Source organism: Thalassospiraceae bacterium LMO-JJ14 (assembly GCA_021555105.2).
Lineage (GTDB): Bacteria > Pseudomonadota > Alphaproteobacteria > Rhodospirillales > Casp-alpha2 > UBA4479.
On the sequence record CP134604.1, the window covers coordinates 2,639,455 to 2,662,046 of the forward strand.

Sequence of the window (22,592 nt, forward strand, 5' to 3'; positions counted from 1 at the left end):
ACAGGACAAGGATATAGCCCCTTGATCGGCAATTGTCAGGGCCAGAAACACAAACCATGCGTCCAGAAAACCTGTTTCCGCTGTTTAAGCCCGTGACGTCGTTGAAAGGCGTCGGCGCACGCACGGCCGAATTGATCGAAAAGGTTGCCGGGCCGCATATTATCGACCTGATCTGGCACCTGCCGACAGACATCATCGATCGCCGTTATCAGCCGAAAATCGCCGATGCACGGCCCGACAGTATCGCCACCATTACGCTCCGCATTACCAAGCATTATCCGCCGTTCAACAAACGTGCGCCCTATAAGATCGTCGGCATGGACGACACAGGCGCCATGAACCTTGTGTTTTTCCGCGCCCGTCCCGACTACCTTGCAAAGCAATTACCTGAAAACGAAGTCCGCGTCGTTTCCGGCAAAATAGAGAAATTCGGCGATACGCTGCAGATGACGCATCCGGACCATATCGGCACGCAGCAGGAAATCGACTCCCTGAGCAAGGTTGAGCCGGTCTACCCGCTGACGGCCGGCCTGTCGCTGAAGGTGCTCGGCAAGGCAATGGCTGCAGCGCTGGAGATCCCGCCTGAATTACCCGAATGGCTCGACGGGCCGTTGATCGCACGCGAAAAGTGGCCGGCTTGGCGGGACGCCGTCATGAGAGTGCACGCGCCTGAAAGCGACAGCGATCTCGACCCAGAAACGACGCCGCGTCGCCGCCTTGCCTATGACGAGCTGCTGTCGAACCAGTTGGCGCTGGCGTTGGTACGCGCACACATGAAAAAAACCAAGGGTCTGGCGCTGGTCGGCAATGGCAGTCTCCGCGCGAAGGTGCTCGCCGCCCTGCCTTTTACCCTGACAAATTCACAGCAGTTCGCGATTTCTGAAATCGACGGCGATCTTGCCGCCGATCACCGCATGCTCAGATTGTTGCAGGGCGATGTCGGGTCGGGAAAAACCGTCGTTGCACTGATGGCGATGCTGAGCGCCGTCGAGGCCGGTGGCCAGGCGGTCCTCATGGCGCCGACGGAGATTCTCGCCCGCCAGCATCTTGCGACCCTATCGACGATGGCCGCGTCGGCAGACCTACAGCCGATCCTGCTGAGCGGTCGAGAACGCGGCAAGAAACGCGAAGAGTTGCTGGAAAAGCTCAAATCCGGCGCCGCACGGCTGGCGGTCGGTACGCACGCGCTTTTTCAGGACGATGTCGACTACAAGGACCTGCGCGTCGCCGTGATCGACGAGCAGCACCGCTTCGGTGTGCACCAACGCCTGACGCTGGCCGCCAAGGGCCGCGCCGTCGACGTGCTGGTAATGACGGCAACACCGATACCGCGCACATTGATGCTGACGGCCTATGGTGACATGGACGTATCGCGGCTGACCGAAAAACCGGCCGGGCGGAAACCGGTACAGACCGTGTTGATCTCGCAGGAACGTCTGGACGAGGTGGTTGCCGCCGTCAAACGAGCGCGCGAGTCAGGAGCGCGTGTGTATTGGGTATGCCCGCTGATCGAGGAAAGCGAAACTTCGGACATGGCGGCTGCCGAGGCGCGCTACGATCATCTTAAGTCGATCTTCGGCGAGCGGGTCGGCCTTGTGCACGGGCGTCTCAAGGGGGCGGAAAAAGATGCCGTAATGGCGGCATTCAAGGACGGTTCAATCGATATCCTTGTCGCCACCACGGTCATCGAAGTCGGCGTCGATGTACCGGAAGCAACCGTTATGGTCATTGAGCACGCCGAACGCTTCGGCCTCGCGCAATTGCACCAGCTCAGGGGCCGTATCGGCCGTGGCGCTGATAAATCCACTTGCCTGCTGCTGCATGCCGGTCATATCGGCGAAACGGCAAGGGAACGCCTGAAGACCATGCGTGAAACCGATGACGGCTTCGTCATCGCCGAAAAGGATCTGGAACTCAGGGGTGCCGGGGAACTGCTTGGTACGCGCCAGAGCGGCCTGCCGGAATTCCGACTCGCCGATATCGCTTCACATGGCGATTTGCTGACGATGGCCCGCGACGATGCGGAGTTGATCTTGCTGAACGATCCTGAACTGGAAAGCGCGCGCGGCAATGCGCTTCGTCAATTGCTGTATCTGTTCGAACGGGATGCGGCGATCCGTTATCTGCGTTCGGGCTGACCCGCTGGTCAGTCCTTACCGTCACTGGGCGTTTTTGCACTCTCATGGCGATCTCCCGGGCGGGTATTTTTCGCCAGTAGAACCGGATTTCCTTCCTTCTCGCGAAGCACATCCAAATCCTCATAAGTCTGGGCGGAAACGACCGGTGTATTGCGCTGCGCCTCGGGACGCTCATCGGGCGGCGTCACAATACCACCGGAAATAACCATCTTTATCGCATCCTCGACTGTCATCGACAGCGGCACGAGATCCTTCTTTGGCACAAACAGCAGAAACCCCGATGTCGGGTTCGGCGTTGTCGGCAGGAACACGTTGATACAGTCTTCTTCCGTCAGGTTCTGGACTTCGCCTTTCGTCTGACCGGTCAGGAAGCCGATTGCCCACATGCCGCGCCGCGGATACTCGATCAGTACAGCTTCGCGAAAAGCGTTCGATTGCTGCGCCAATACGGTTTCAAGTATTTGCTTCACCGCTGAATACACATTCCGGATCACCGGCATCTGGCTCAAAATTCGCTCTGAAAAACGCATCCACAACCGGCCGAAGAAACCTGCGGTCAGCGCACCGACCAGCATCAAGGCGATAATCAGGACCACAAGGCCCAAACCCGGCACCGCAAACGGCAGATAAGACTCCGGATTGTACTTGGCCGGTATCAGCGGATTGATCTTGCTGTCGACAAAAGTCACGAACAGCCATGCCAGATAAAACGTTATGAAGATCGGTGCCGTTACCAGAACACCGGCAAACAGATATGCCCTCAAGCGTTGCGACAGGGACATCCGCGGCCGATGAGGCACCGTTCCTTCGTCCATATCACCACCCTTTTCCGGTTCCGCCGGTGTCATTCTTTAATCCTTTCCTTCAGACATGCTATTTGGTGCCCAGAAACGCATTAACATCAAGCAGCGTTTCCTCAGCAGCCGTAATGGCGACTTCACCATACGTGCCATGTGATTTTGTGAAATCTCGTGGCAGCGCAGTTATGTGTGAATGTTCCCGTTATTTATTTCGGACAGTTTCGACCAGTATACGCAGCAAGGCACGGATAAAGGGATCCGTCGTTTTCAGCTTCTGTTGATACATCGTCTTCGTGATGGTGACGATCGTTGCTCCGCCCTTAATTTTGGCCGTTGCCATTCGCGGTTGTTCGTCAATCAACGCCATTTCGCCGAATATACCGCCGACACCGATAGTGGCCAACTCCACTTCTTCACCATTCTGCTGGCGGGTAATGACCACTTCCCCGGATTGGACGACATAGGCACTGCTGCCCTGTTCACCCTCACGGAATACTGTATCGCCGGATTTCAGCGTCCGGCGCTCAAGAATATCAGCCACACCCACCCCCGTTATATATTGGACATTTTAATTGCCTTTTCAGGCTGTATTTTATTCATATGACGGCCAATTGTAAGTGAAGAAACACGGGAGCAGCTATGACGGAGAACACAGGCCGCGAGTTTCCGCAGCGACCTCTCGTCGGCATCGGCGCGGTCATCGTCGGTCACAAGGGTGTCGTCCTGATCAAGCGAGGCAAAGCACCACGCTTAGGGAGCTGGAGTCTGCCCGGCGGCGCCCAGAAAATCGGTGAAACCGTCCATGCGGCGGCACTTAGGGAAATTCAGGAGGAAACCGGGCTGACGGCAGAAATCCGCGGACTGGTTGATGTTGTGGATTCAATTACCCCCGACCCGGATGGCCGCATCAAATATCACTATACCCTCGTCGATCTGTGGGCCACGACCGATGCCGTGGCGGAACCGATAGCCGGGGGCGACGCTGCGGATGCCCAATGGTTTTCACTGGCTGATCTCGAAGGCCTGCAATTGTGGAGCGAAACCTTACGGGTCATCGATAAGGCGCACACACTATGGCAAGAATCGCATTCGTGACGACGCCTTGAACCAGCACATGATTTACCGCTCGCGGAATGCCGTCGATACCGAGCTGTAAACAGGTTTCAGAAGATATTCGAACAAGGTCTTCTTGCCGGTCTTGATATCCGCCTGCACTGTCATACCCGGCATCACCCTGTTCTGCGATGGGTCGTGTCCCACGTAATTACGATCAAGCTCGATGATCCCCTTGTAATAGGGCTCACCCTTTTCATCGAGGAACGTCGATGCGGAAACATCCTTGAGCTCGCCGGTAATGCCGCCAAAGCGGGCGAAGTCATAGGTCGTGACCTTCACCACCACCGGCTGGCCGATCCGCACATGGCCGACATCGCGCGGTTTGATTTTTGCTTCAATGACCAGTTCCTTATCAAGCGGCACAATTTCCGTAATAATTTCACCCGGCGGAATAATGCCGCCGATGGTGTGAATTTTGAGACCTTTGATAATACCACGGACCGGTGCAGATATTTTGAGTCGGCGCACCCGGTCGCGAGCCTGTATCAGTGCTTCCTCAACCTGGATGAGTTCGTTCGCACTTTCGCTCAGTTCCGCAAGTGCCTGCTCGCGGAAGTCTGTTTCGATCTCATCAAGGCGGCTTTGCGATTCCTTGATCGCTTCACTTGCCCGCTCACGCTCGGAAATCAGATCCGCCAATTCACCTCGCGCCGTGTTCATGGAGCGTTTGGCGTCGAGATATGAAATCTTCGATGTCAGCCCTTCCTTGTAGAGTTTTTCCCGCACTTCGAGTTCTTCCGCGAAGATTTCCGCCGTGCGCGTCAGGGTCTGTTCCCGCTCATCGAGGGCCTGAAGATCGGAACGACGCTGTTCAATCTGTTTGCGGATCGTTTCCTGGCGACTGAAAAACGCCTCCAGCGAGCCTTCGTAAATACGCTGCTGATCATTGAGCATATTGGGATAACGGCTACCGACCTTGGACCAATCTGGAACGCCGCCCGTACCAAGCGCGCGTAGCCGTTCGGAGCGTATTTCAAGACCGGCGCGGCGAGCTTCCAGCTTTTGCAGTTCGGTAACGGCGGCGGTTTCATCAAGGGCGATCAAAACCTGCCCCTGTTCGACCAGCTGCCCCTCTTCCAGAAGGATCTGTTTAACGATACCGCCTTCGAGGTGCTGTAGCGCCTGCACCTGCCCCGACGGAATGACTTCACCGGACGAGACCGCAACCTCATCGACATTTGTAACCATCGACCAGCCAAGAAACAGCAAGATGACAATGCAAATCGTCAGCATTGCGCCCCGGATCAGCCCGGAACTGCCACCTTCTTCGAGAATAACCGATTGTGCCAGAAAACGCGTTTGGCGGTCGCCGCGGCGAATTTTCTTACGCCGGTCTTTCTCCGGTTCCCCCGGGGGCGCGGCATAATTCTGCTCGGTAACCTGCGATCCGTCAGCCATCACACAAAGTCCTTCGGCATCTGCTTGAGAACGTCAGCGGCGGGTCCGAAAGCACGTACGTTCCCGTATTCGAGCCATAAAATCTTATCGGCGAGACGAAGGTGGCTTGGACGGTGCGTCACCATCAGAATTGTCGTATCGCCGCGCATCCGATCCACGTTCTTCATAAATGCCTGATCGCTTGCGAAATCAAGACCGTTGCCAGGCTCATCGAACAACATGATCGGTGAACGTTTGAGGTAACCCCGCGCCAGATTGAGCCGCTGCAGCAAACTGGTCGGCATTTGTCCGGAACTGGAATCGCCGATGCGGACTTCGAAACCGTCCCGTTTCCATTTCCCCGAACCTTGTGTCAGTGCCAGGACATCGTCGAGCACACTCGCCATTTCACAGGCACGATAAATATCCTCGTCCGTCGCTGTCGGATGCGCCAGGCGCAGGTTCTGCGCAATCGTTCCATAGAAGAACTGAACAGTCTGCGGCACATAGGCAACGGCATGGCGAAGCTCGACCGTATCCATCTGACGAATATCCATGTTGTCGATACGGATCGAACCTGCTTGCGGCGCATACATGCCTGCCAGAAGTTTCAACGCAGTCGATTTACCGGATCCGTTCCCGCCGACAATACACAGAACTTCTCCGGGTTCGAGATCGAAGCTGACACCGACCAGAGCCGGGTCGCTATCCGGGCTGTAGCGGATCGAAACCCGGGCAAAAGTCACAAACCCCTCAATCTGTTTGATCGGATTGACCAGCGTATGCTGTTCGCGCTCACCCTTGATATTCATCAGGTTGTTGATCTGTGCGATCGAGGATTTCACCTGTGTCAGGCGCGTCAGCGAGATAAAGCCGGTCTGCAGCGGCGCCAGAACCCGCCACACAAGAATCATCGACGCCACCAGCCCGCCAACTGACATATCACCGTTCATGACCCGGAATACACCGAAAATTATGGTCCCCAATCCGGCCGAGATCATTAAAACATGCGAAATCGTCTGCATCAGCGCGGAAAGCTGTGCCGTATAGAAACTGTTGAGAGCTGCCGTCGCCGAGTATTCGCGGAACCGCTCCATCCATTTTTCTTCTGCGCCGCAGTACTTGACCGCGCGCATACCGCTGAGGGTTTCGACGATCAGTTCCTGTTTCTTGGACGATGCGCGCGCCGCACGGCCGACCGAATGACGCAGCAGTGGCGTTATGATCAGCCCAAGGATGAAGAAGCACGCCATCATGATGACAGATATGAAAACCACCGGCCCGGCTAGCGCGGCAATGGTTATGATGAAGATGAACACGAACGGCAATTCGAACAGAACAAGTGCCATGGGGCCCGTGAAGAAGTCGCGGATCGTTTCAAAATCCTTGATACGGGCAATCTGTGCACCAATCGTCGCACGCTCGGTAAATGTCGGTGGCAGGAACAGAATTTTGTGGAAGATGGCAATGCCGATAATGTTGTCCAGCCGGGCGCCGATGAACGCCATGATCTTCGATCTGATCATGCGCAGGATAATATCGCAGCCGATTGCAATGCCGACACCGAAAGCGAAGAAAGCCAATGTCGGTAACGAGCCTGTCGCCACAACCTTGTCATAGACCGCCATCACGAACAGCGGCGTCACGAGCGCCAGAATATTGAGTATGAAGGTAATCCCGAGTGTTTGATAAACCAGTGCACGAAAACGTTCCGTGACCGCACGGAACCAACCGAGCTTGGTTTGGGTTGACTGTATTTCGTCTGTATCGACGGGACTGAAGAAATATACCGTGCCGCGCATTTCACTACGCGGCATCACACGTTCCTGATTCATACCGCCATCGAAAACGCGCAAGCCATCCGGCTCATAGCTCAGCAAAATGACCGCATCGCCTTCTTCAGGAAGATACAGGCATGGGAACAAGCGCGGATCGATTTTCGTCAGGCGCATTTTCACAGGGCGGCTCTGGTAGTGCAGCGTCGCCATGATATTTCTGAACGAGGTGATATCGAGCTCGTTCGTGAAGTGAGGTAACGCTTCGGCAATATGGCGTTTGTCGCCGCGCCAGTTCAGTGCCTTCAGCAATTCCAAAAGACAGATCGAAAGATCTGTCGCTTCCTTCAGCGAGGCCAAGGCCGGGTCACTGTGCGCCGGCGGACCTTGTTCCGGCAAAGGCATTGGCCGCGGCACTTCCCCGCCACCATCTCCCCCCGAGCCGCCGGGTGGTGCCGGGGGCAGCGGTGGCATTGCAGCACGTTCGGTTACTGCCGTCGGCACACCATCCGCCGGGGAAGTATGCTCGTACTTGGGCAGCGGCTCGAACACACCGGGCAATGCAGGAAGCGGTGGTGGCGTATGCGGAGTCTTGGCCGTCCCTGGCGCATTGACTTTCGGCGACGGCGGCGCGGAAGGCTGCCTTGCCTGTGGTTGAGCTGGTTGCGGTGTGCGGGGCGATGGCGGCGCTTTTCTGGCCGCCGCCTGCGGCGGGGCCTTTGCGGCAGGTTGTGCGGGCTGCTGTTTGCGCTGCAGTTTTTCCGGCAATCCGACGCGGCGACGCCCGTCATCCGGCGGCGGCTGACTTGCTGCGGGCTTCGCAGGTGCAGGTGCTGAAGGCTGTTTTGGCGCAGCCTTTGGTTTGCGCGGTGTTATTGCGTCAACAGCCTGTTCTTTGCGTTTACGCAGGCGGGGCGGCACGCGCCCTCCCTTGGCCGGTGCCTGAAGCGCAGCCAAGGCCTTGTCAGCGAGGGCGTCGCGTTCTTCCTGTGTTTGCGCAGGCTTTTGTACGGGCTTTTGTGCTGCTCTTTGTACGGGCGGTTTCTCTGGCTGTTGGCGTGCAGCAGGGGCAGGTTTGCGGGCGGTTTGCGGGCTGACTTTCGGAGCAGAAGCAGGTGCGGACTTCGACGCCGGTGTTTCCGTTCTTGGCGTCGTTTCGCGTTCCATTTTTACATTAGGACGTGGCCCTCTGGCTGAGCTTCCGGCAACCGATGGCGACTCCGGTCTTTTGGCCGCAGGGCGTTTGCGTGCCTCGATCGGCGGCATGGGAACGCCTCGTTCATCGCCGGATGCGGGCTGAGCGGCAGCTGCCCCAGGCGATTGCGCTGCGGACGGTTGACCGGAAGGTGCCGGACGGGCTTGCGGCGGCCGTGGTCTGTTTTCAATGCGTGGCTGTTTTGTGGACGAGCTATCTCTGTCACCGAAGACCCTGTCTACGGCGGTATCGACAGGCTCGACAACGCCGTCTTCGGCGTCATCCAGTGCTTCGATTTTTGAGAGTATACCGCTCATCCGAGTCTGTTACCTGTGCCTTTCCGTTACTGTCGTATCAGCCGAAATTGAAGTGCCTGCCGGGGCCACCCAGCCATCCGTCACGGGGAACGGAAAGCATCCGAAGCTCCGCCTCGGGGGTATGGCTTTTTCTGTTATTTTCGGTTTGCCCGGCGCCAGCAGATGGTTTGCCTTCATCGAGGCTATAGCTACAGGCAGCACCAAGGCCACCATCGGAAGCTTCAAGCTTTTTCAGTTTCGCGATTATCATGAGTTCCCCTTCCCTTGTGAGGTTCCGATCTTTTCGCTCTCCGGCTGACGTTCCACTAGATGAGCGTCTTCGATATCAAAAATTCTGTCCGCAAGGCTGAGCATGGATGGGCGTGGCGTCACCAGGATCAGGGTAACCCTGCCCTTTAAGCGTTCTAACAGGTTACGGAGCGTGGAATCGCCGGCACTGTCCATCGCCGCATTCGCTTCGTCGAACAACAGAACGCGGGGCTTGTCGACAAGCGCACGGGCGATGGCGATACGTTGTTTGATCCCCTTGGGCAGCTTGTCGCCGGCACCGTCGCCAACCTTGGTTTCATAGCCATGCGGCATGTGTGCAACAACATTGTCCAGACCGAGAAGGCGTGAAATATCCAACGCCTCGTCAATCTTCTCGTCGCGAAACATCGTGACGTTTTCCAGGATTGTCCCGTTGAACAGCGCACCTTCCTGCGGCAAGTAGGCGATCTGGCGGCGTATACTGGACGGGTCGTATTGATGCAGGTCCAGGCCGTCGGCCAATATCCTGCCCTCGGCCGGCGCGAATACACCCATGATAATGTACAAAAGCGTAGTCTTGCCGCTGGACCCTGAACCCGTGATGCCAATGGTTTCACCTGATTCAATTTCCAGATTGATGTTCTTGAACACTGCCGGCAAGTCTTCACCGTCCTTGTTCTTGCCATATGAGAAGCTCATGTTTTCGAGCTTCAGGTTGCCGCGGATCGGCGGCAGGAGCGGCAGACCGGCAGGCTTTTCCTCTTCCATATGAAATAGTTGCCGGACCCGGTCGAGCGACAACTGGATCGACTGGAACCGGGTCCAGATGCCGACGGCTTTTTGCAACGGCTGCATGGAGCGCCCTGCCAGCATGGTGCAGGCGGCCAGACCACCGACGGTCAGTTCGCCGTCAATGACGAACGTCGCGCCATAGCCGACAACGCAAAACAGGACCAATTGCGAAAACAAAGCGCCGGTCGAACTGGCCGTGGATGAATGCAGAGCAACATTGTAATCGGCAGTAGCGCAGGTTTCCTGCAGACGCTCGTATCGGCGGATCATCTGCTCTTCCATGGCCAGCCCCTTGACGGTGTGGATACCGCCCAGAACCTCAATGATGAAGCTGTACCGGCGGTCATCGGCCATCATCCGGCTTTCCAACGCTTTGCGCAGCCTGCTGCCGACAACCATTGCAGCCAGGGCAAAGAAGATAATCAGGGCGATCGGAATAAGAACCAGATGCCCCGCCAGATAATACATGGCACTCAGAAACAGGACCGCAAACGGCAGATCGCAAAGCGACAGAATGGCCTGACCGGCATAAAATTCCTTAAGCGGGCCGAGAGCATTGAAACGCTCCAGATGCACCCCTGACCCTTGGCGCTCGTAGTCGACGATTGAGACGTTGAGCAGCCGTTCCACCGCAGCCACACCCGCCAGATGTTCGAAGCGCGCGCCCATCCAGCCACTGACGTAGGACCGGCCCTGCCGCAGGCAGGCTTCGAGGATCAACGCCGTGCCGACCCCGCTGATAAGCAGAATAAGCGTTCCTTCTGCTGAATTCGGGATAATGCGGTCATAGACCTGCAGCAGCGTCAGCGGCATCGCCAACGCCAGCAGATTGATAAAAACCGAAGCGACGATCAGGTCAAACACGCCGCCTGGCGTATACGAAATACGGCCAAGCTCGTTGCCCTGCGGCTTCGACGTTTTCAGCTTTTCAGCCAAGCCCATGCATTTTTCCGGCCGCTCAACGCAGCCGATCCTTCCGCTCCTGCAGCCCTGCCCGCAAAGACAAGGGTCCGCATACCGGTTTAGGCTTTTGTTGTTAATAAACCCTTATCAGCGCACCGGCATTGCTGCGGCAAACCCTTGATAAGCTTGGCGAACAGCGCTGACAGCATCCTTAACGGCAGAATATTTCAAGGCCGCAAAACGCCTATTCCGGGACTGCCATATAGGAACCGATAACAGTCTCCGCCTTGTCGCGGAATGCCCCCAGATCCATCCCCGGATTGATCCGTGGATCATACACTGTTCGGATCAGAATGCGATCCAGATCGGAGAGCTTCTGCAACATGGCCGTTTCATTGAAGATCGAGGGACGCAGGCGATCGCTATCGTTTGGAAGGCCTAGTGATTGTGTTAATTCCTCTAATAAACAATGCTTTATATGATCATCATCAAGTATCGAATTAATTACAATCCGGGCTTTGCTGACCGCCCATTCCCGGGTCGGCCAGATGATGAAGAAGCAGCGGCTCGGCCCCATTATCTGGCTTAATGTCTGCTTGGAAACACCGGGAAACGACAATCCCGACATCTGCATCCTTGGCACGATGGTGATTACGATATCACCGCCGACGCCAATATCGCGCGGCATCAGACGGATCGGCATGCCGGTAAGTTCGGCAAGATCCTGAATATGGCTTCTAAGCGCTGCATAATATATTTCGTGGGTCTGAGCCGGTACGGGAACAGCCCGCCCCGTCGATGCATCCCGTGGTCCCGCGACCTTGGTTTCGAGACGGACGGTCGGTGCGTGCGTCCATTTGACCAGCCGCGTCCCCGGCTTGGAGCTGATCACCACATCTTCGGCAAAACGCCGGATGTCCTTCACGGAAGGAATGGGATTGAGTGTATCCGCAAAGGCGTGCAACGGCATCAGCAACCCGACGACGATCACGGCCAGACGGATACAGGGACAAAATGCGTTACTGGCCAAGCTGTTCACTCATGATTTCCCGCCCGATACGAAGCGCATCGAGACGTGGCGTTCCCGCGGGCAAGCGCTTGTCATAAAGCGTTTTCAGCATGATCAGATCGCTATTCGTGAGGGTCCGCAGGGTTGATTTCTGATTGAAAATGGATGGTGTCACAAGATCACTGTCATTTGGAAGTCCCATAGCCTGGGTCATTTCCTCAAGCAAGCAAGCATCCATCTGATCCGGCGGCAATTCAGCATTCACGACGATCAGGCTCCGGAACATGGCGCCGGTACGGATCGAGCGGCTGAGAAAATAACAAACGCCTGCCTGCCCCAGACGCTTGAGGACCTGCGGATCGACATCATTGGCGACGAATGGCTGCCCCATGGCAAGCCGGGGGACAAACTTGATGATGAAGTTTGCCGGCTTGCCTTTTTCCTTGTCGCTTTTCTCGGATTTCGCACCGGTCAGCCTTACAAGCGTCGTCAAATGCTTACGGATCATATCGACATGCGCTTTGGCGGGCGGCACGAAGCTCAGTTTCAACTCCCGTTTGCCGTCCGGTTTGGCGATCATCTTGCCCTGCATGGAAGTGATCGAGACGCGGATCGGAGTCATCCATTTTTGGATATGCTCGGTCGGTTTGACGCCCTCGATCTCCGCACCGAACACAACGTTATCAAAATGCCTCATGAGATCGTCCGCCCCAGGTTCCTGGGCATGCGTGGGCGAAACTGCTGTCATGAACGGCAGAACAAGCGCCAGCACACATAGACGCGCCCGTACTTCGGGTCTTTTCAGGGCAGTCATAATCATAAAACGAAGTCTAGCACGCAACGGGGTCGGATCTAACCCTCGCCACCGTCAATTTTAAGTGAATTCAGTATCCGTTCGGCAACCGGCCGATAGGTATCGAATTGCGACGCCGGCGCCGTATATGACCAGATATGGGCAATCCCCCCTTCAGGCCTGGGGATCACCAACGCCCACTTGCGGAAGCGTTGGCCCTGATGGTCATAACTGGCGACAAACTGATGTCCTTCCAGCTTTAGTCCGTACTTGGCATAAGTCACCGGTTTCTCGCCGACGAACTGGACCCCGCGGGCCTGTTGAGCCAAATTCGCTTTCAGATTTTCAATCGCAACAAGTGCCACGTCCCCCTCACCTGCGGGCCTGACGTTCTGTAAGGAGACAATGGCGTCATAAGCCGGGGTGCCTCGTGGCCCGCTGATGGCATTGGTGAACGCGCTCAGCTTCTCGAACTGCCAGGCCGACGGGTACTCGACGCGGTAACCATATCCGGCCTCGGAAAAAACGATAACGTCAGGCGCACTTGCAGCCTCGGCAACCTGCGGGCGACCGGCAGGATTTGCTTCCGGCGCATTTTCGGCCCGTAACGGCGGCTGTTTTTCCTTCGCTTCCTCCGGCTGCGCCATATGGGCAGGCTCTGCAGGTTTTTCTGCCCGTGCCGGACGAAAGCCGGCAAGAATCCATTCAAATTCAACAGAAAGTTTTTCGAAATGGCTTATAGGCGCGAAGAACATGAAGACAAAATCCGTCTTCGCCCCACGGGCGATAACGACCCTCGTCTTGGTCGATCCGGCTTCGTATAGCGCATATCCAGCCGGCAACCCGGCAATCACCAGATCTCCTTCGGCAAGTTTTCGGGCCCAGGGCTTTCCTTCACCAAGATACTGCGCTTCAAGTTTATAGAACATCTGCCGTGTCCCGATTCCAGGATTGGCATCACCGGTCTGAATATTGACGCCATACCCCTTGCGCGACTGGATGGCGATTTGTTGTCCACCTGGCCGCTCCTGGAAACGCGCGCCCGCAGGTGCAACCAGCATGTATCCACGCTGAGGGTCCTGATATGCGACCGGCTGTGATGGAACGTGGCTCATTGTCCCAGGGATGGACGGCTGCACACTCGGCGATGCGGCTGCAACACTCGGATGAATACTGTTCTGCGGCACCATTCCCGGTGCGCCCGTACCATCAGCGATGGCACTGTGCATATTCGCGGCTGCTAAAACGACGGCACTGATCAATATAATCGATTGTTTGCGCATAACTGCGCTCCCTTGTCTCCGTTGCGCTCGAATAAGCGCACCCAACTGCCGCCGCTGAAACTACAGAAGGATATTTTCAGGGCAGCAAATCCCATGAACATGTTGCCACTACGTGGTTAACAATCCATGAATCAGGCCATTAACGGGGGCCACTGAATTTTGGGAAAAAGAAGCTAAAAGCGGCGGAAACGACGCATTTTTGCGAAATTTTCTGCACTTAACTCTTCGAATAAAATGCGTCTTTTCTCAACATCCACACCGGCTGCTTCAAGCGCTGCAGCACCAAGCCGCAGGCTCGCTTCGACGGTTTCCGGCATCGCATGAGCCACCCCCATCTCGGCATAGGTATCGGCAACATCCCAATCATGTGCACGGACATGGACCGGCACATGCGGATACAACCGGCGTACGGTTCGTATCATGCCTTCGGCGACGACGGGATCATCCAGCGTTACTACGATCAACCGCGCATGCTGCGCGCCGACCGAGCGCAGCACTTCTGGGCGACCGGCGCTGCCAAAATAGACATGGTATCCATGCCTACGGGCTCGTTTGACACGGTCGGCATCGGTGTCGATGGCAACATATGGCACACCCGTTGCCGACAGCATATTGGCGACAGTTTCACCAACACGCCCGAAACCGGCAATCAGCACAGGGCGAACGTCCTCGGCAACGGCACCATGCACCTCGCCGGGGACCATCGGCGCAATCTTCCCCGCCAGTTTCACTCCGGCCCAAACCATGCCCGGCGTCAGGATCATGCTGATAACCACCACAGCCACCAAAATGTCCGCAAGTCCGGGTGCCAATATACCCTCGCCCACAGCCAGCGAGAAAACGACAAAGCCGAATTCACCTGCCTGCGACAAAAGAAAACCACTACGGATCGCGACGGCAAACGGCGCCTTGAACAACAACGCAGCGCCTAACGTCATGACCGTCTTCAACATCAGAAGTAATATTGTTGCCAAAATGATATCAGAGGTATGGTCGGTCAACGGTCCGGGGTCCAGGCTCATGCCGACACCCATGAAAAACAACCCGAGCAACAACCCCCTGAACGGCAGAATATCGGCCTCGATCTGGTGACGGTATTCGGACTCAGCCAGCATGACGCCGGCCATGAATGCGCCCAGTGCCAGAGAAAGGCCGACCTGATTCATCGCCCAGGCGAAACCGAGCACCATTAACAACGCCATGGCAACGAACGTATCGCTATTGCCGATCCGGGCTATGGCGTGCATGGCAGGACCGATAGCGTATCGGCCGACAAGCACCACCACCAAAATGATGGCCGCCGCCTGGACCATAGCGAGGCCCATTGAAGTACTGACTGCAATAGCATCGCCACTGAACAGCGGCAAAATCACGATCAACGGCACAACTGCAAGATCCTGGAACAACAGGATGGCAAAACTGACACGCCCATGATGACTGGTCAGTTCGTTCTTTTCGGAGAGCATCTGAACGCCGAACGCCGTCGATGACAACGCCAAGCCGAACCCGATCACCAAGGCGATTTTTACATTCAGATCGAAAATGAAATGTACGCCTGCAGCTATGATGGCACCGGTAGAAACGACTTGCAGGGCGCCAAGACCAAAAACAAGCCGCCGCATGATCCACAACCGTTGCGGTTTCATCTCTATGCCGATCATAAACAGCAGAAAGACCACACCGAATTCGCCGATATGGCGGAGGTTTTCCGCATCGGTGATCATGCCAATTCCGTAAGGGCCGATAATGGCGCCGGCTGCAAGGTAGCCGAATTGTGAGCCTAGACCGAGTCGCATGGAGATCAGCACGGCAACGACCGCCGCTCCCAGCAGACTTAGAATCTCAACCATTCAACCCCTGCTCCCGGATTTAAGAACCGTTAATCGGTTCAACGTGCATTTCCCCAGCCGGGCCACTAACCCGATAGCGTGTCAGCGAGCGTGTGCCGCCATCATTTCCCAATCTGCCTATATTCAGGTCAATCGTCCAGTCGGCAAGATCCACGCGCCCCTTGCCGACGAGACTCAACTTCCCGGAACGGAGTAAAAGGTCATCACTGACGGCTATTCCTTGTGCAATCGTGAAACGCCCATTCAAAGACTTGAAAGGCAGCCCGTTTTCAGCCTCCGGAACAAGTCCATGGACAAGCTCCATGATCATCAGTTGGCCATCTTGTGCAACGACTTCGGCTTCACCGGTCAGCGCTTCTATCAGTTCTTTTGCTGTCCCGCCGACCGAAAAAAGGTTTAGTTCGATCGTCGACCGGCCGCTCAATAACGGCTCAGCATGCTTGGCATCGCCGCTCAATAACGGACCGATGTTGACGCCGAGAGCCCGGCCTTCGATGTTGAGTGCACGCATGCCTTCAGAAGCATCAAGTGTAAAGAGGCCACGCATCGTTCCGCCATAAATGGCTGTATCATCCAGAATAAGACTGAGCCGCTGTGTCGACGGCTGACGTTCAATACGCGCGTGTCCCGCACCGCTAAGCACATTCATCCAGCGTGCCCGCTGCCACGATATTTCGATTTTACCGCTCGGCATGCCAGGAATCATCAACGGCGCTTCCGCCACAACCATGGCATCTCCCACAGGCGCAGTGCCCAGATCAAGTGTCTCCGCATCGAAACGGCCATTCACGACCGGCGCGCCTGACGACATAGCCTCGAGTTTTACATTGCCGCTGAGCGACGTATCTCCGAATTTCAAATCCATACGGCGCACATCAAGGACATCACCGGCAAAATCGACAGTTGCATTCAACGCCATTGAGCCCGGGTTCCTCGCCGGCAGGAACGGGCCTATCCAGTGGTTCAGCTCAACAATATCGGAACTGGACAACTTCATCTCGCCATCACCCACCGTCCGCTCACGAACGGCAATCGACCCCTTGAACGTTCCGCTCAGAAGAGCCGAATTGACCGACAGTTCAAAAGGCCAGCGGTTTCCCGAAACAAGCAATTGCGGATTTGAAGCTGAAATGCCGAGTTTGATGTCCCGACCGTTAAGCGTCCCCGCTCCATTAATGAACAAACCGTCATTGACCTGTCCTTCGCCTGGGGCAGTACTTGCTGCCGTAAAGCCTTCCAGCTTCAGCATACGGCCGGATCTGCTATCCGACAGGAGTAGTGCGCCGTTTTCGATCTTTATCTGTTTAAGGCTCATGTCACGCCACCAGCCCCAGGCGCGGTCAATTTCGGGCACCTGGCCCGATGTATCGACCAACATTTTTCCACTCTGGAAGCGGATGACAGGATCGCGCGCTAAAAAATGCTCAAGGTCCGCGCTGCCTGAGAGTGCACCAAGTGCACTGAATTCAATTGCCAGATACGGCAGGTTCAGATTGAGCGGGGACGCTTCATCCCTGGATACGGCATTTTGAGCCTCAAGTCGCAGTGACGGGAGGATACGAAACGAATGGCCTCCCTTGATCACCATATCGACGCCGGTGGCCCGGGTTAAAAGCCGTTCGGCATATGACACCGTCAGCGATGCCGGAAGCACCATCGGGCCAAGCGCAAGAAAAGCGACAAAAACGAGTGTCAGCATCCCCAGAGCAATGCCGAATTTAGCAAGCAGCGGGAATCGCGATGGCGCACCTTCGACTTCAACCATCCAGGAATTTTCCGGGTCGAGAGCCCCTGCGTCAGCGTCATCGACCAGTTCAGGCGTTTTTCTCACGTCGAATTCCAGCCATATCAATCACGGTGCCGCCAGATAACGGACACTATTTCTGCCCAATATAACAGACGCCCGACATACATTCTGTTCCCGTAGTAATCTCCGAAACTCGTGCATAAATCGTAAACGCGGAATCTGAAACATCTCCAAGGCTAAAATATGACCGTTTTCATGCATCCTCATTGACATTCAACAAGAGCTGCCATAGAAGCTTGATATTACTCGGTATTTATTCCCCTCGCCGTCAGGCGTGACTTCCCGGCCGGAGCTGCCGCTCGATGCAGATTTATTTGCCCATCGCCGAAGTTTCGGTGAACATTTTCCTCATTCTGGGGATGGGCGGGGGTGTCGGGTTCCTGTCCGGACTGTTTGGTGTCGGCGGCGGTTTCTTGATGACGCCGCTTTTGATTTTTATCGGCATCCCCCCCGCCGTCGCGGTCGCGACAGAAGCCAATCAGATCGTTGCGAGTTCGGTTTCCGGTGTGCTTGCGCATTGGCGGCGTGGGAATGTCGACCTGAAAATGGGGCTGCTGCTGCTTATCGGCGGGGTCATCGGATCAAGCTTCGGCGTCTGGTTATTCACGATCCTCAAGGGGCTCGGCCAAATCGATCTGGTCATCAAACTGTCCTATGTAGTGTTTCTGGGCATCATCGGTTCACTGATGCTGATCGAAAGCATCAACGCCATGCGTGCCTCCAAGTCAAAGGCACGAAAACGCAGTCATTCACATAACTGGATGCACGGTCTGCCGTTCAAGATGCGGTTCCGTAAGTCCCGCCTATATATCAGTGCCATTCTGCCGATCCTGATCGGGGTTTTAGTCGGTATCCTGTCGGCAATCATGGGGGTCGGCGGTGGTTTCGTCATGGTACCGGCGATGATCTATCTGCTTGGCATGCCGACAGCCGTGGTTGTCGGTACATCGCTGTTCCAGATTATTTTCGTAACCGCCAACGTGACGGTGCTGCAGGCTGTTTCAAACTATGCCGTCGATATCGTGCTGGCACTATTGCTGCTGATCGGCGGCGTCATCGGCGCGCAAATCGGTGCGCGTTTTGGCGGTCGCATGCAAGGAGAGCAATTGCGTGGTATGCTGGCGTTGATCGTTATCGCTGTCTGCCTGAAATTGACGTTCGATCTGGTAGTTGCACCTGCCGATCCCTACTCTTTCGGCGTCGGAGGACACTGATCATGTTGAAACGTAACGGCAAATCTCTGGTCCTGTTTCTGGTACTGTTGCTCGGCGGATCAAGCCTGCATGCCAAAGACCTTGTCATCGATTTGTCAGCGCCGATCGTACAGATCACGGCGGCATTTTCTGGAACGGAGCTTTTACTGTTCGGTGCCAAGCGCGGCGACGGCGACGTGATCGTGGTCGTACGCGGCCCGCTCGAGAACCAGACCGTGCATCTGAAGGAGCGCAAATTCGGCATTTGGGTCAATACCGAGAACCTGAAGTTCAACGACCTTCCTTCGTATTACTGGGTCGCCTCCAACCGTCCTGTGTTCGATGTTCTGCCCGCCGACACACTGACGCGGCTTCAGATCGGTCTTGATGAAATAACCATTCAGCCTACCGATAAAAACGCCAATTCAGCCGAGGCTATTGCCTTCCGCGCGGCCCTTATCCGCGACAAAGTACGGAAGAAACTCTATTCCGAAGATGTATCACCGTTACTGTTTCTGAATGACATGCTGTTCAGAACCAAAATCAATTTTCCTGCCAACGTGTCCGTTGGCGAATTTGCAATTGAAACCTATCTGGTACGCGACCAAGAGGTAATTACCAGCGAGACGACACTTTTACATGTGCGGAAATTTGGCCTGGAAGCCGAGATTTATGACTTTGCACATAATCAATCACTTCTTTATGGCATATTTGCCGTTATCATTGCCTGTGTTGCCGGCTGGCTTGCCAACGCCGCCTTCAGGAGGAGTTAGGCCATGAGTGACAGCACCGAAGATCAAAATGCTGAAGAAGCACCGGCAAAACAGCTTACCGGCCGGACCTTTCTCTGCGTCGTCGACGAAACCGAGGAATTTGCCGCCGCGTTGCAGTTCGCCTGCCGCCGCGCCCATAATTCCAACGGCCGCGTGGCACTTTTGTATGTTATAGAGCCGGCAGAATTCCAGCACTGGATGGCCGTTGGCGAACGCATGCGAGAAGAAGCCCGCGAAGAAGCGGAAGAAATGCTCAATGTCGTTGCATCGGTCGTTCAAAAGCGTATGGGCAACATGCCTGTTCTCTATATTCGCGAAGGCAAGCTTCGTGAGGAAGTCGTAAATCTGATCGAAGAGGAGGACGGGATATCGCTACTTGTTCTCGGCGCCGCATCGGGAACCGACGGTCCAGGCCCCCTGATTTCCTATCTGGTTGAGAAAATGGCGGGCAAGTTGCGCGTGCCCGTCACCATCGTCCCTGGAAGTCTGAGCGAAGAAGAAATCGCCCTGATAACCTGATGCCTTCTGTTAAACGCCGTCGGCTTGATCGTTAGATCGTTTTGTCCCGGCGGTTTCGTCGGCGAAGCCGAAACGCCAATGGACTTTCATGGATATTTACCTGCCCATAGCCGAGCTATCCGTTAACGTTTACCTGTTGCTTGCAATCGGTGGGGGTATCGGTGCGCTTTCCGGCATTTTCGGTGTCGGCGGTGGATTCCTAATGACGCCGCTGCTGATCTTCATCGGCATCCCCCCCGCCGTTGCCGTTGCCACCGGCGCGAACCAGATTGTGGCTGCATCCATTTCCGGCGTTCTGGCGCATTGGCGGCGCGGGAATGTCGATATCAGGATCGGCGTGGTACTGCTGATCGGCGGCTTGATAGGGTCAACGATCGGGGTCTGGGTGTTTTCCGCCCTGAAGGCCATCGGTCAGGTCGATCTGGTGGTCAACATCTGCTACGTCGTATTTCTCGGCATTATCGGCGGCCTGATGCTTATCGAAAGCATTAATGCGATGCGCGCTCAAAAGGCGCAGAAGCGGAAAAAAAGCCACGTCCATAACTGGACGCATGGTCTGCCGTTCAAAATGAAATTCCGCCGTTCCAGACTTTATATCAGCGCCCTGCTGCCGCTTGCCGTCGGTATCTTTGTCGGTTTGCTCTCGGCAATTATGGGGGTCGGCGGCGGTTTCGTCATGGTCCCGGCGATGATTTACATCCTCGGCATGCCAACCGTGGTCGTAATCGGCACATCCCTTTTCCAGATCATATTCGTCACCGCGAACGTCACCATCTTGCAGGCTGTCAGCAATCAGAGCGTCGATATTATACTCGCCCTCGTATTGATTGTCGGCGGCGTCATCGGGGCCCAATTCGGCGCACGCCTCGGTGCCAAGCTCAATGGCGAACAATTGCGCGGTCTGTTGGCTATGATGGTGATAATGGTCGCCCTCAAGCTGCTGCTAGATCTGGCGACCAAACCAGCCGATCTCTACTCGATTATACGTGTAATCAGTTGATGCTGACTTAAACGGCAGCGCGCAGGTCGCCGATGGTCTTGGCGTAATCGTCACCTTTGAACACGGCGCTGCCGGCGACCACCACATCCGCTCCTGCAGAGACTACGTCTGCAATGGTATCGACATTGACGCCGCCATCGACTTCAAGCTCGATCGGACGATCTGCGATCATTTCACGAATCCGGCGGATCTTGTCCAGTTGCGACGGAATAAAGCTTTGCCCGCCAAAGCCAGGATTGACACTCATCACCAAAATCAGATCAACCTTGTCGAGAACGTAGGACAGCACACCTTCGGGTGTTGCCGGGTTAAGCGACACGCCGGCTTTCTTGCCAAGCGCGCGGATGACCTGCAAGGAACGGTCGAGATGTTTGTCGGCTTCCGCATGCACCGTGATGATATCGGCACCGGCGTTGGCATATTCCTCAAGATAAGATTGCGCCGGATCGATCATCAGATGCACATCGAAAGGTTTCTTGGTGTGCGGTCGCAGCTTGGCGATGATCGGCGCGCCGAACGTCATGTTGGGCACGAAATGCCCGTCCATGACGTCGACATGCACATAATCGCACCCGGCAGCATCGATGGCGCGGATTTCCTCACCAAAGCGAGCGAAATCGGCAGACAGGATCGAGGGGGCGATTTTGACCATCAGTTTTTTCCGATCAGGCAGCCTTGGAATAGGTTCCGGCGCAAGCGCGGCTGTTGGCGCTGGCGCGTTCAAGGAACGCCTGCTGGGCAGCGGCATTGTTGGCGTTGTCACCCTTCCAGGCGCTCAATGCACTTTGTTGCAATGCCCTGCCGTAAGAGAAGCTGAGTTTCCACGGCAGGTCCGATCCGGCATTCATCAGATCGAGGTGCAGTGTAGCATCCTCCTCCGATTGGCCGCCGGACAGGAACATGATACCCGGCACAGCAGCAGGCACACAGCGGAGCAGCGTTTCAACGGTCTTCGAGGCAACTTCTTCGGCGGCGGCCTGGGTTGCGCACTTTTTGCCCGAAATGATCATGTTCGGCTTCAGGATCGTGCCTTCGAGATATACTTCCTGCAGGTGCAGTTCGTGATAGACGGCTTCAAGTACTTCCTCGGTCACTTCCTGACAGCGACTGATATCGTGCGCACCGTCCATAAGAACCTCCGGTTCGACGATCGGGCACAAACCACCTTCCTGGCAGATCTTGGCATAGCGGGCCAGCGCATGGGCATTGGTGTGAATGGCGTAACGGCTCGGGATGCCATCGGCGATATCGATCACGGCGCGCCACTTCGCAAAGCGTGCGCCCAAGCCGTAATATTCGGCAACGCGGCCCGGCAGCCCGTCCAGGCCTTCGGTGATTTTCTCTGCGGGGCGGCCCGGCAGTTCCTTGGCGCCGCCATCGACCTTGATCCCCGGAATAACGCCCGCATCCTGCAGAATCTTGACCAGTGTCGTCCCGTCGGCAGCAGACTGACGGATCGTTTCATCGTACAGAATGACACCCGAGATATAATTTCCGATGCCGCTCGAGCGGAACATCATCTCGCGGTAATCGCGGCGATTTTCCTCGACATTTTCAACGCCGATGGAATCCAGACGCTTGCCCATGGTGCCGGTGCTTTCGTCAGCTGCCAAAAGTCCCTTGTTATCGGCAACCATCGCCACGGCGGTTTCAAAGAGTTCCTGTTTGTTCATATTATCTTTCCTCCAACCTTGAACTGACCG

General features: G+C 55.9%; 19 protein-coding genes. 6 read left to right on the plus strand and 13 right to left on the minus strand.

Annotated features, from left to right (window positions below; translation table 11 throughout):
• The first annotated feature begins 56 nt into the window (after positions 1-56).
• Positions 57-2,138: an ATP-dependent DNA helicase RecG gene (gene recG, locus L2D14_12515; GenBank protein WNJ98690.1), complete on the plus strand. Its 2,082-nt coding sequence runs from the start codon at positions 57-59 to the stop codon at positions 2,136-2,138.
• Positions 2,139-2,146: 8 nt separating this feature from the next.
• Here recG and L2D14_12520 read toward each other — a convergent pair whose 3' ends face one another.
• Both L2D14_12520 and L2D14_12525 read right to left on the minus strand, forming a co-directional pair.
• Entirely contained in the window at positions 2,147-2,986 is an 840-nt protein-coding gene (locus L2D14_12520; GenBank protein WNJ98691.1) for a DUF502 domain-containing protein, read from the minus strand.
• Between the two features lie 154 nt (positions 2,987-3,140).
• Positions 3,141-3,479 (minus strand): cyclic nucleotide-binding domain-containing protein, encoded by a 339-nt coding sequence (locus L2D14_12525; protein WNJ98692.1) that lies wholly within the window; start codon positions 3,477-3,479, stop codon positions 3,141-3,143.
• Between the two features lie 98 nt (positions 3,480-3,577).
• Between L2D14_12525 and L2D14_12530 the strand changes: the two genes are divergently transcribed.
• Positions 3,578-4,033, plus strand: coding sequence for an NUDIX hydrolase (locus tag L2D14_12530; protein ID WNJ98693.1), 456 nt, complete (start codon positions 3,578-3,580; stop codon positions 4,031-4,033).
• A gap of 24 nt (positions 4,034-4,057) precedes the next feature.
• Here the strand turns inward: L2D14_12530 and L2D14_12535 are convergent, their stop codons facing one another.
• The 9 genes from L2D14_12535 to L2D14_12575 all read right to left on the minus strand — a co-directional run bounded on the left by L2D14_12535 (position 4,058) and on the right by L2D14_12575 (position 17,428).
• Positions 4,058-5,452 carry an HlyD family type I secretion periplasmic adaptor subunit gene (locus L2D14_12535; GenBank protein ID WNJ98694.1) on the minus strand — a complete coding sequence of 465 codons (1,395 nt, stop codon included), beginning with the start codon at positions 5,450-5,452 and terminating at the stop codon, positions 4,058-4,060.
• Complete coding sequence (locus L2D14_12540; GenBank protein ID WNJ98695.1) at positions 5,452-8,718, minus strand: ABC transporter transmembrane domain-containing protein; 3,267 nt, start codon at positions 8,716-8,718, stop codon at positions 5,452-5,454. Before L2D14_12540 ends, L2D14_12535 begins: the two co-directional genes overlap by 1 nt.
• Before the next feature lie 37 nt (positions 8,719-8,755).
• Positions 8,756-8,968: a hypothetical protein gene (locus tag L2D14_12545; protein ID WNJ98696.1), complete on the minus strand. Its 213-nt coding sequence runs from the start codon at positions 8,966-8,968 to the stop codon at positions 8,756-8,758.
• Entirely contained in the window at positions 8,965-10,701 is a 1,737-nt protein-coding gene (locus L2D14_12550; protein WNJ98697.1) for an ABC transporter transmembrane domain-containing protein, read from the minus strand. The genes L2D14_12545 and L2D14_12550 overlap by 4 nt, the downstream gene beginning before the upstream one ends.
• A gap of 205 nt (positions 10,702-10,906) precedes the next feature.
• Positions 10,907-11,632, minus strand: a complete 726-nt coding sequence (locus tag L2D14_12555; protein ID WNJ98698.1) for a DUF2927 domain-containing protein — start codon at positions 11,630-11,632, stop codon at positions 10,907-10,909.
• Positions 11,633-11,681: 49 nt separating this feature from the next.
• Complete coding sequence (locus L2D14_12560) at positions 11,682-12,368, minus strand: DUF2927 domain-containing protein (GenBank protein WNJ98699.1); 687 nt, start codon at positions 12,366-12,368, stop codon at positions 11,682-11,684.
• A gap of 155 nt (positions 12,369-12,523) precedes the next feature.
• Positions 12,524-13,747, minus strand: a complete 1,224-nt coding sequence (locus tag L2D14_12565; GenBank protein WNJ98700.1) for a hypothetical protein — start codon at positions 13,745-13,747, stop codon at positions 12,524-12,526.
• 173 nt (positions 13,748-13,920) lie between these two features.
• Positions 13,921-15,597 (minus strand): monovalent cation:proton antiporter-2 (CPA2) family protein, encoded by a 1,677-nt coding sequence (locus tag L2D14_12570; protein ID WNJ98701.1) that lies wholly within the window; start codon positions 15,595-15,597, stop codon positions 13,921-13,923.
• 19 nt (positions 15,598-15,616) lie between these two features.
• Positions 15,617-17,428, minus strand: coding sequence for an AsmA-like C-terminal region-containing protein (locus L2D14_12575; GenBank protein WNJ98702.1), 1,812 nt, complete (start codon positions 17,426-17,428; stop codon positions 15,617-15,619).
• Between the two features lie 278 nt (positions 17,429-17,706).
• Between L2D14_12575 and L2D14_12580 the strand changes: the two genes are divergently transcribed.
• The 4 genes from L2D14_12580 to L2D14_12595 all read left to right on the plus strand — a co-directional run bounded on the left by L2D14_12580 (position 17,707) and on the right by L2D14_12595 (position 20,889).
• Positions 17,707-18,618: a sulfite exporter TauE/SafE family protein gene (locus L2D14_12580; protein ID WNJ98703.1), complete on the plus strand. Its 912-nt coding sequence runs from the start codon at positions 17,707-17,709 to the stop codon at positions 18,616-18,618.
• A 2-nt stretch (positions 18,619-18,620) separates the two neighbouring features.
• Positions 18,621-19,370 carry a TIGR02186 family protein gene (locus tag L2D14_12585; GenBank protein WNJ98704.1) on the plus strand — a complete coding sequence of 250 codons (750 nt, stop codon included), beginning with the start codon at positions 18,621-18,623 and terminating at the stop codon, positions 19,368-19,370.
• A 3-nt stretch (positions 19,371-19,373) separates the two neighbouring features.
• Positions 19,374-19,889 carry a universal stress protein gene (locus tag L2D14_12590; GenBank protein ID WNJ98705.1) on the plus strand — a complete coding sequence of 172 codons (516 nt, stop codon included), beginning with the start codon at positions 19,374-19,376 and terminating at the stop codon, positions 19,887-19,889.
• An 88-nt stretch (positions 19,890-19,977) separates the two neighbouring features.
• Complete coding sequence (locus L2D14_12595) at positions 19,978-20,889, plus strand: sulfite exporter TauE/SafE family protein (protein ID WNJ98706.1); 912 nt, start codon at positions 19,978-19,980, stop codon at positions 20,887-20,889.
• Between the two features lie 7 nt (positions 20,890-20,896).
• Here the strand turns inward: L2D14_12595 and rpe are convergent, their stop codons facing one another.
• A complete protein-coding gene (gene rpe, locus L2D14_12600; GenBank protein ID WNJ98707.1) occupies positions 20,897-21,541 on the minus strand; it encodes a ribulose-phosphate 3-epimerase in 645 nt (214 codons plus the stop codon).
• Between the two features lie 13 nt (positions 21,542-21,554).
• Positions 21,555-22,562 (minus strand): class I fructose-bisphosphate aldolase, encoded by a 1,008-nt coding sequence (locus tag L2D14_12605; protein ID WNJ98708.1) that lies wholly within the window; start codon positions 22,560-22,562, stop codon positions 21,555-21,557.
• Positions 22,563-22,592 lie beyond the last annotated feature (30 nt).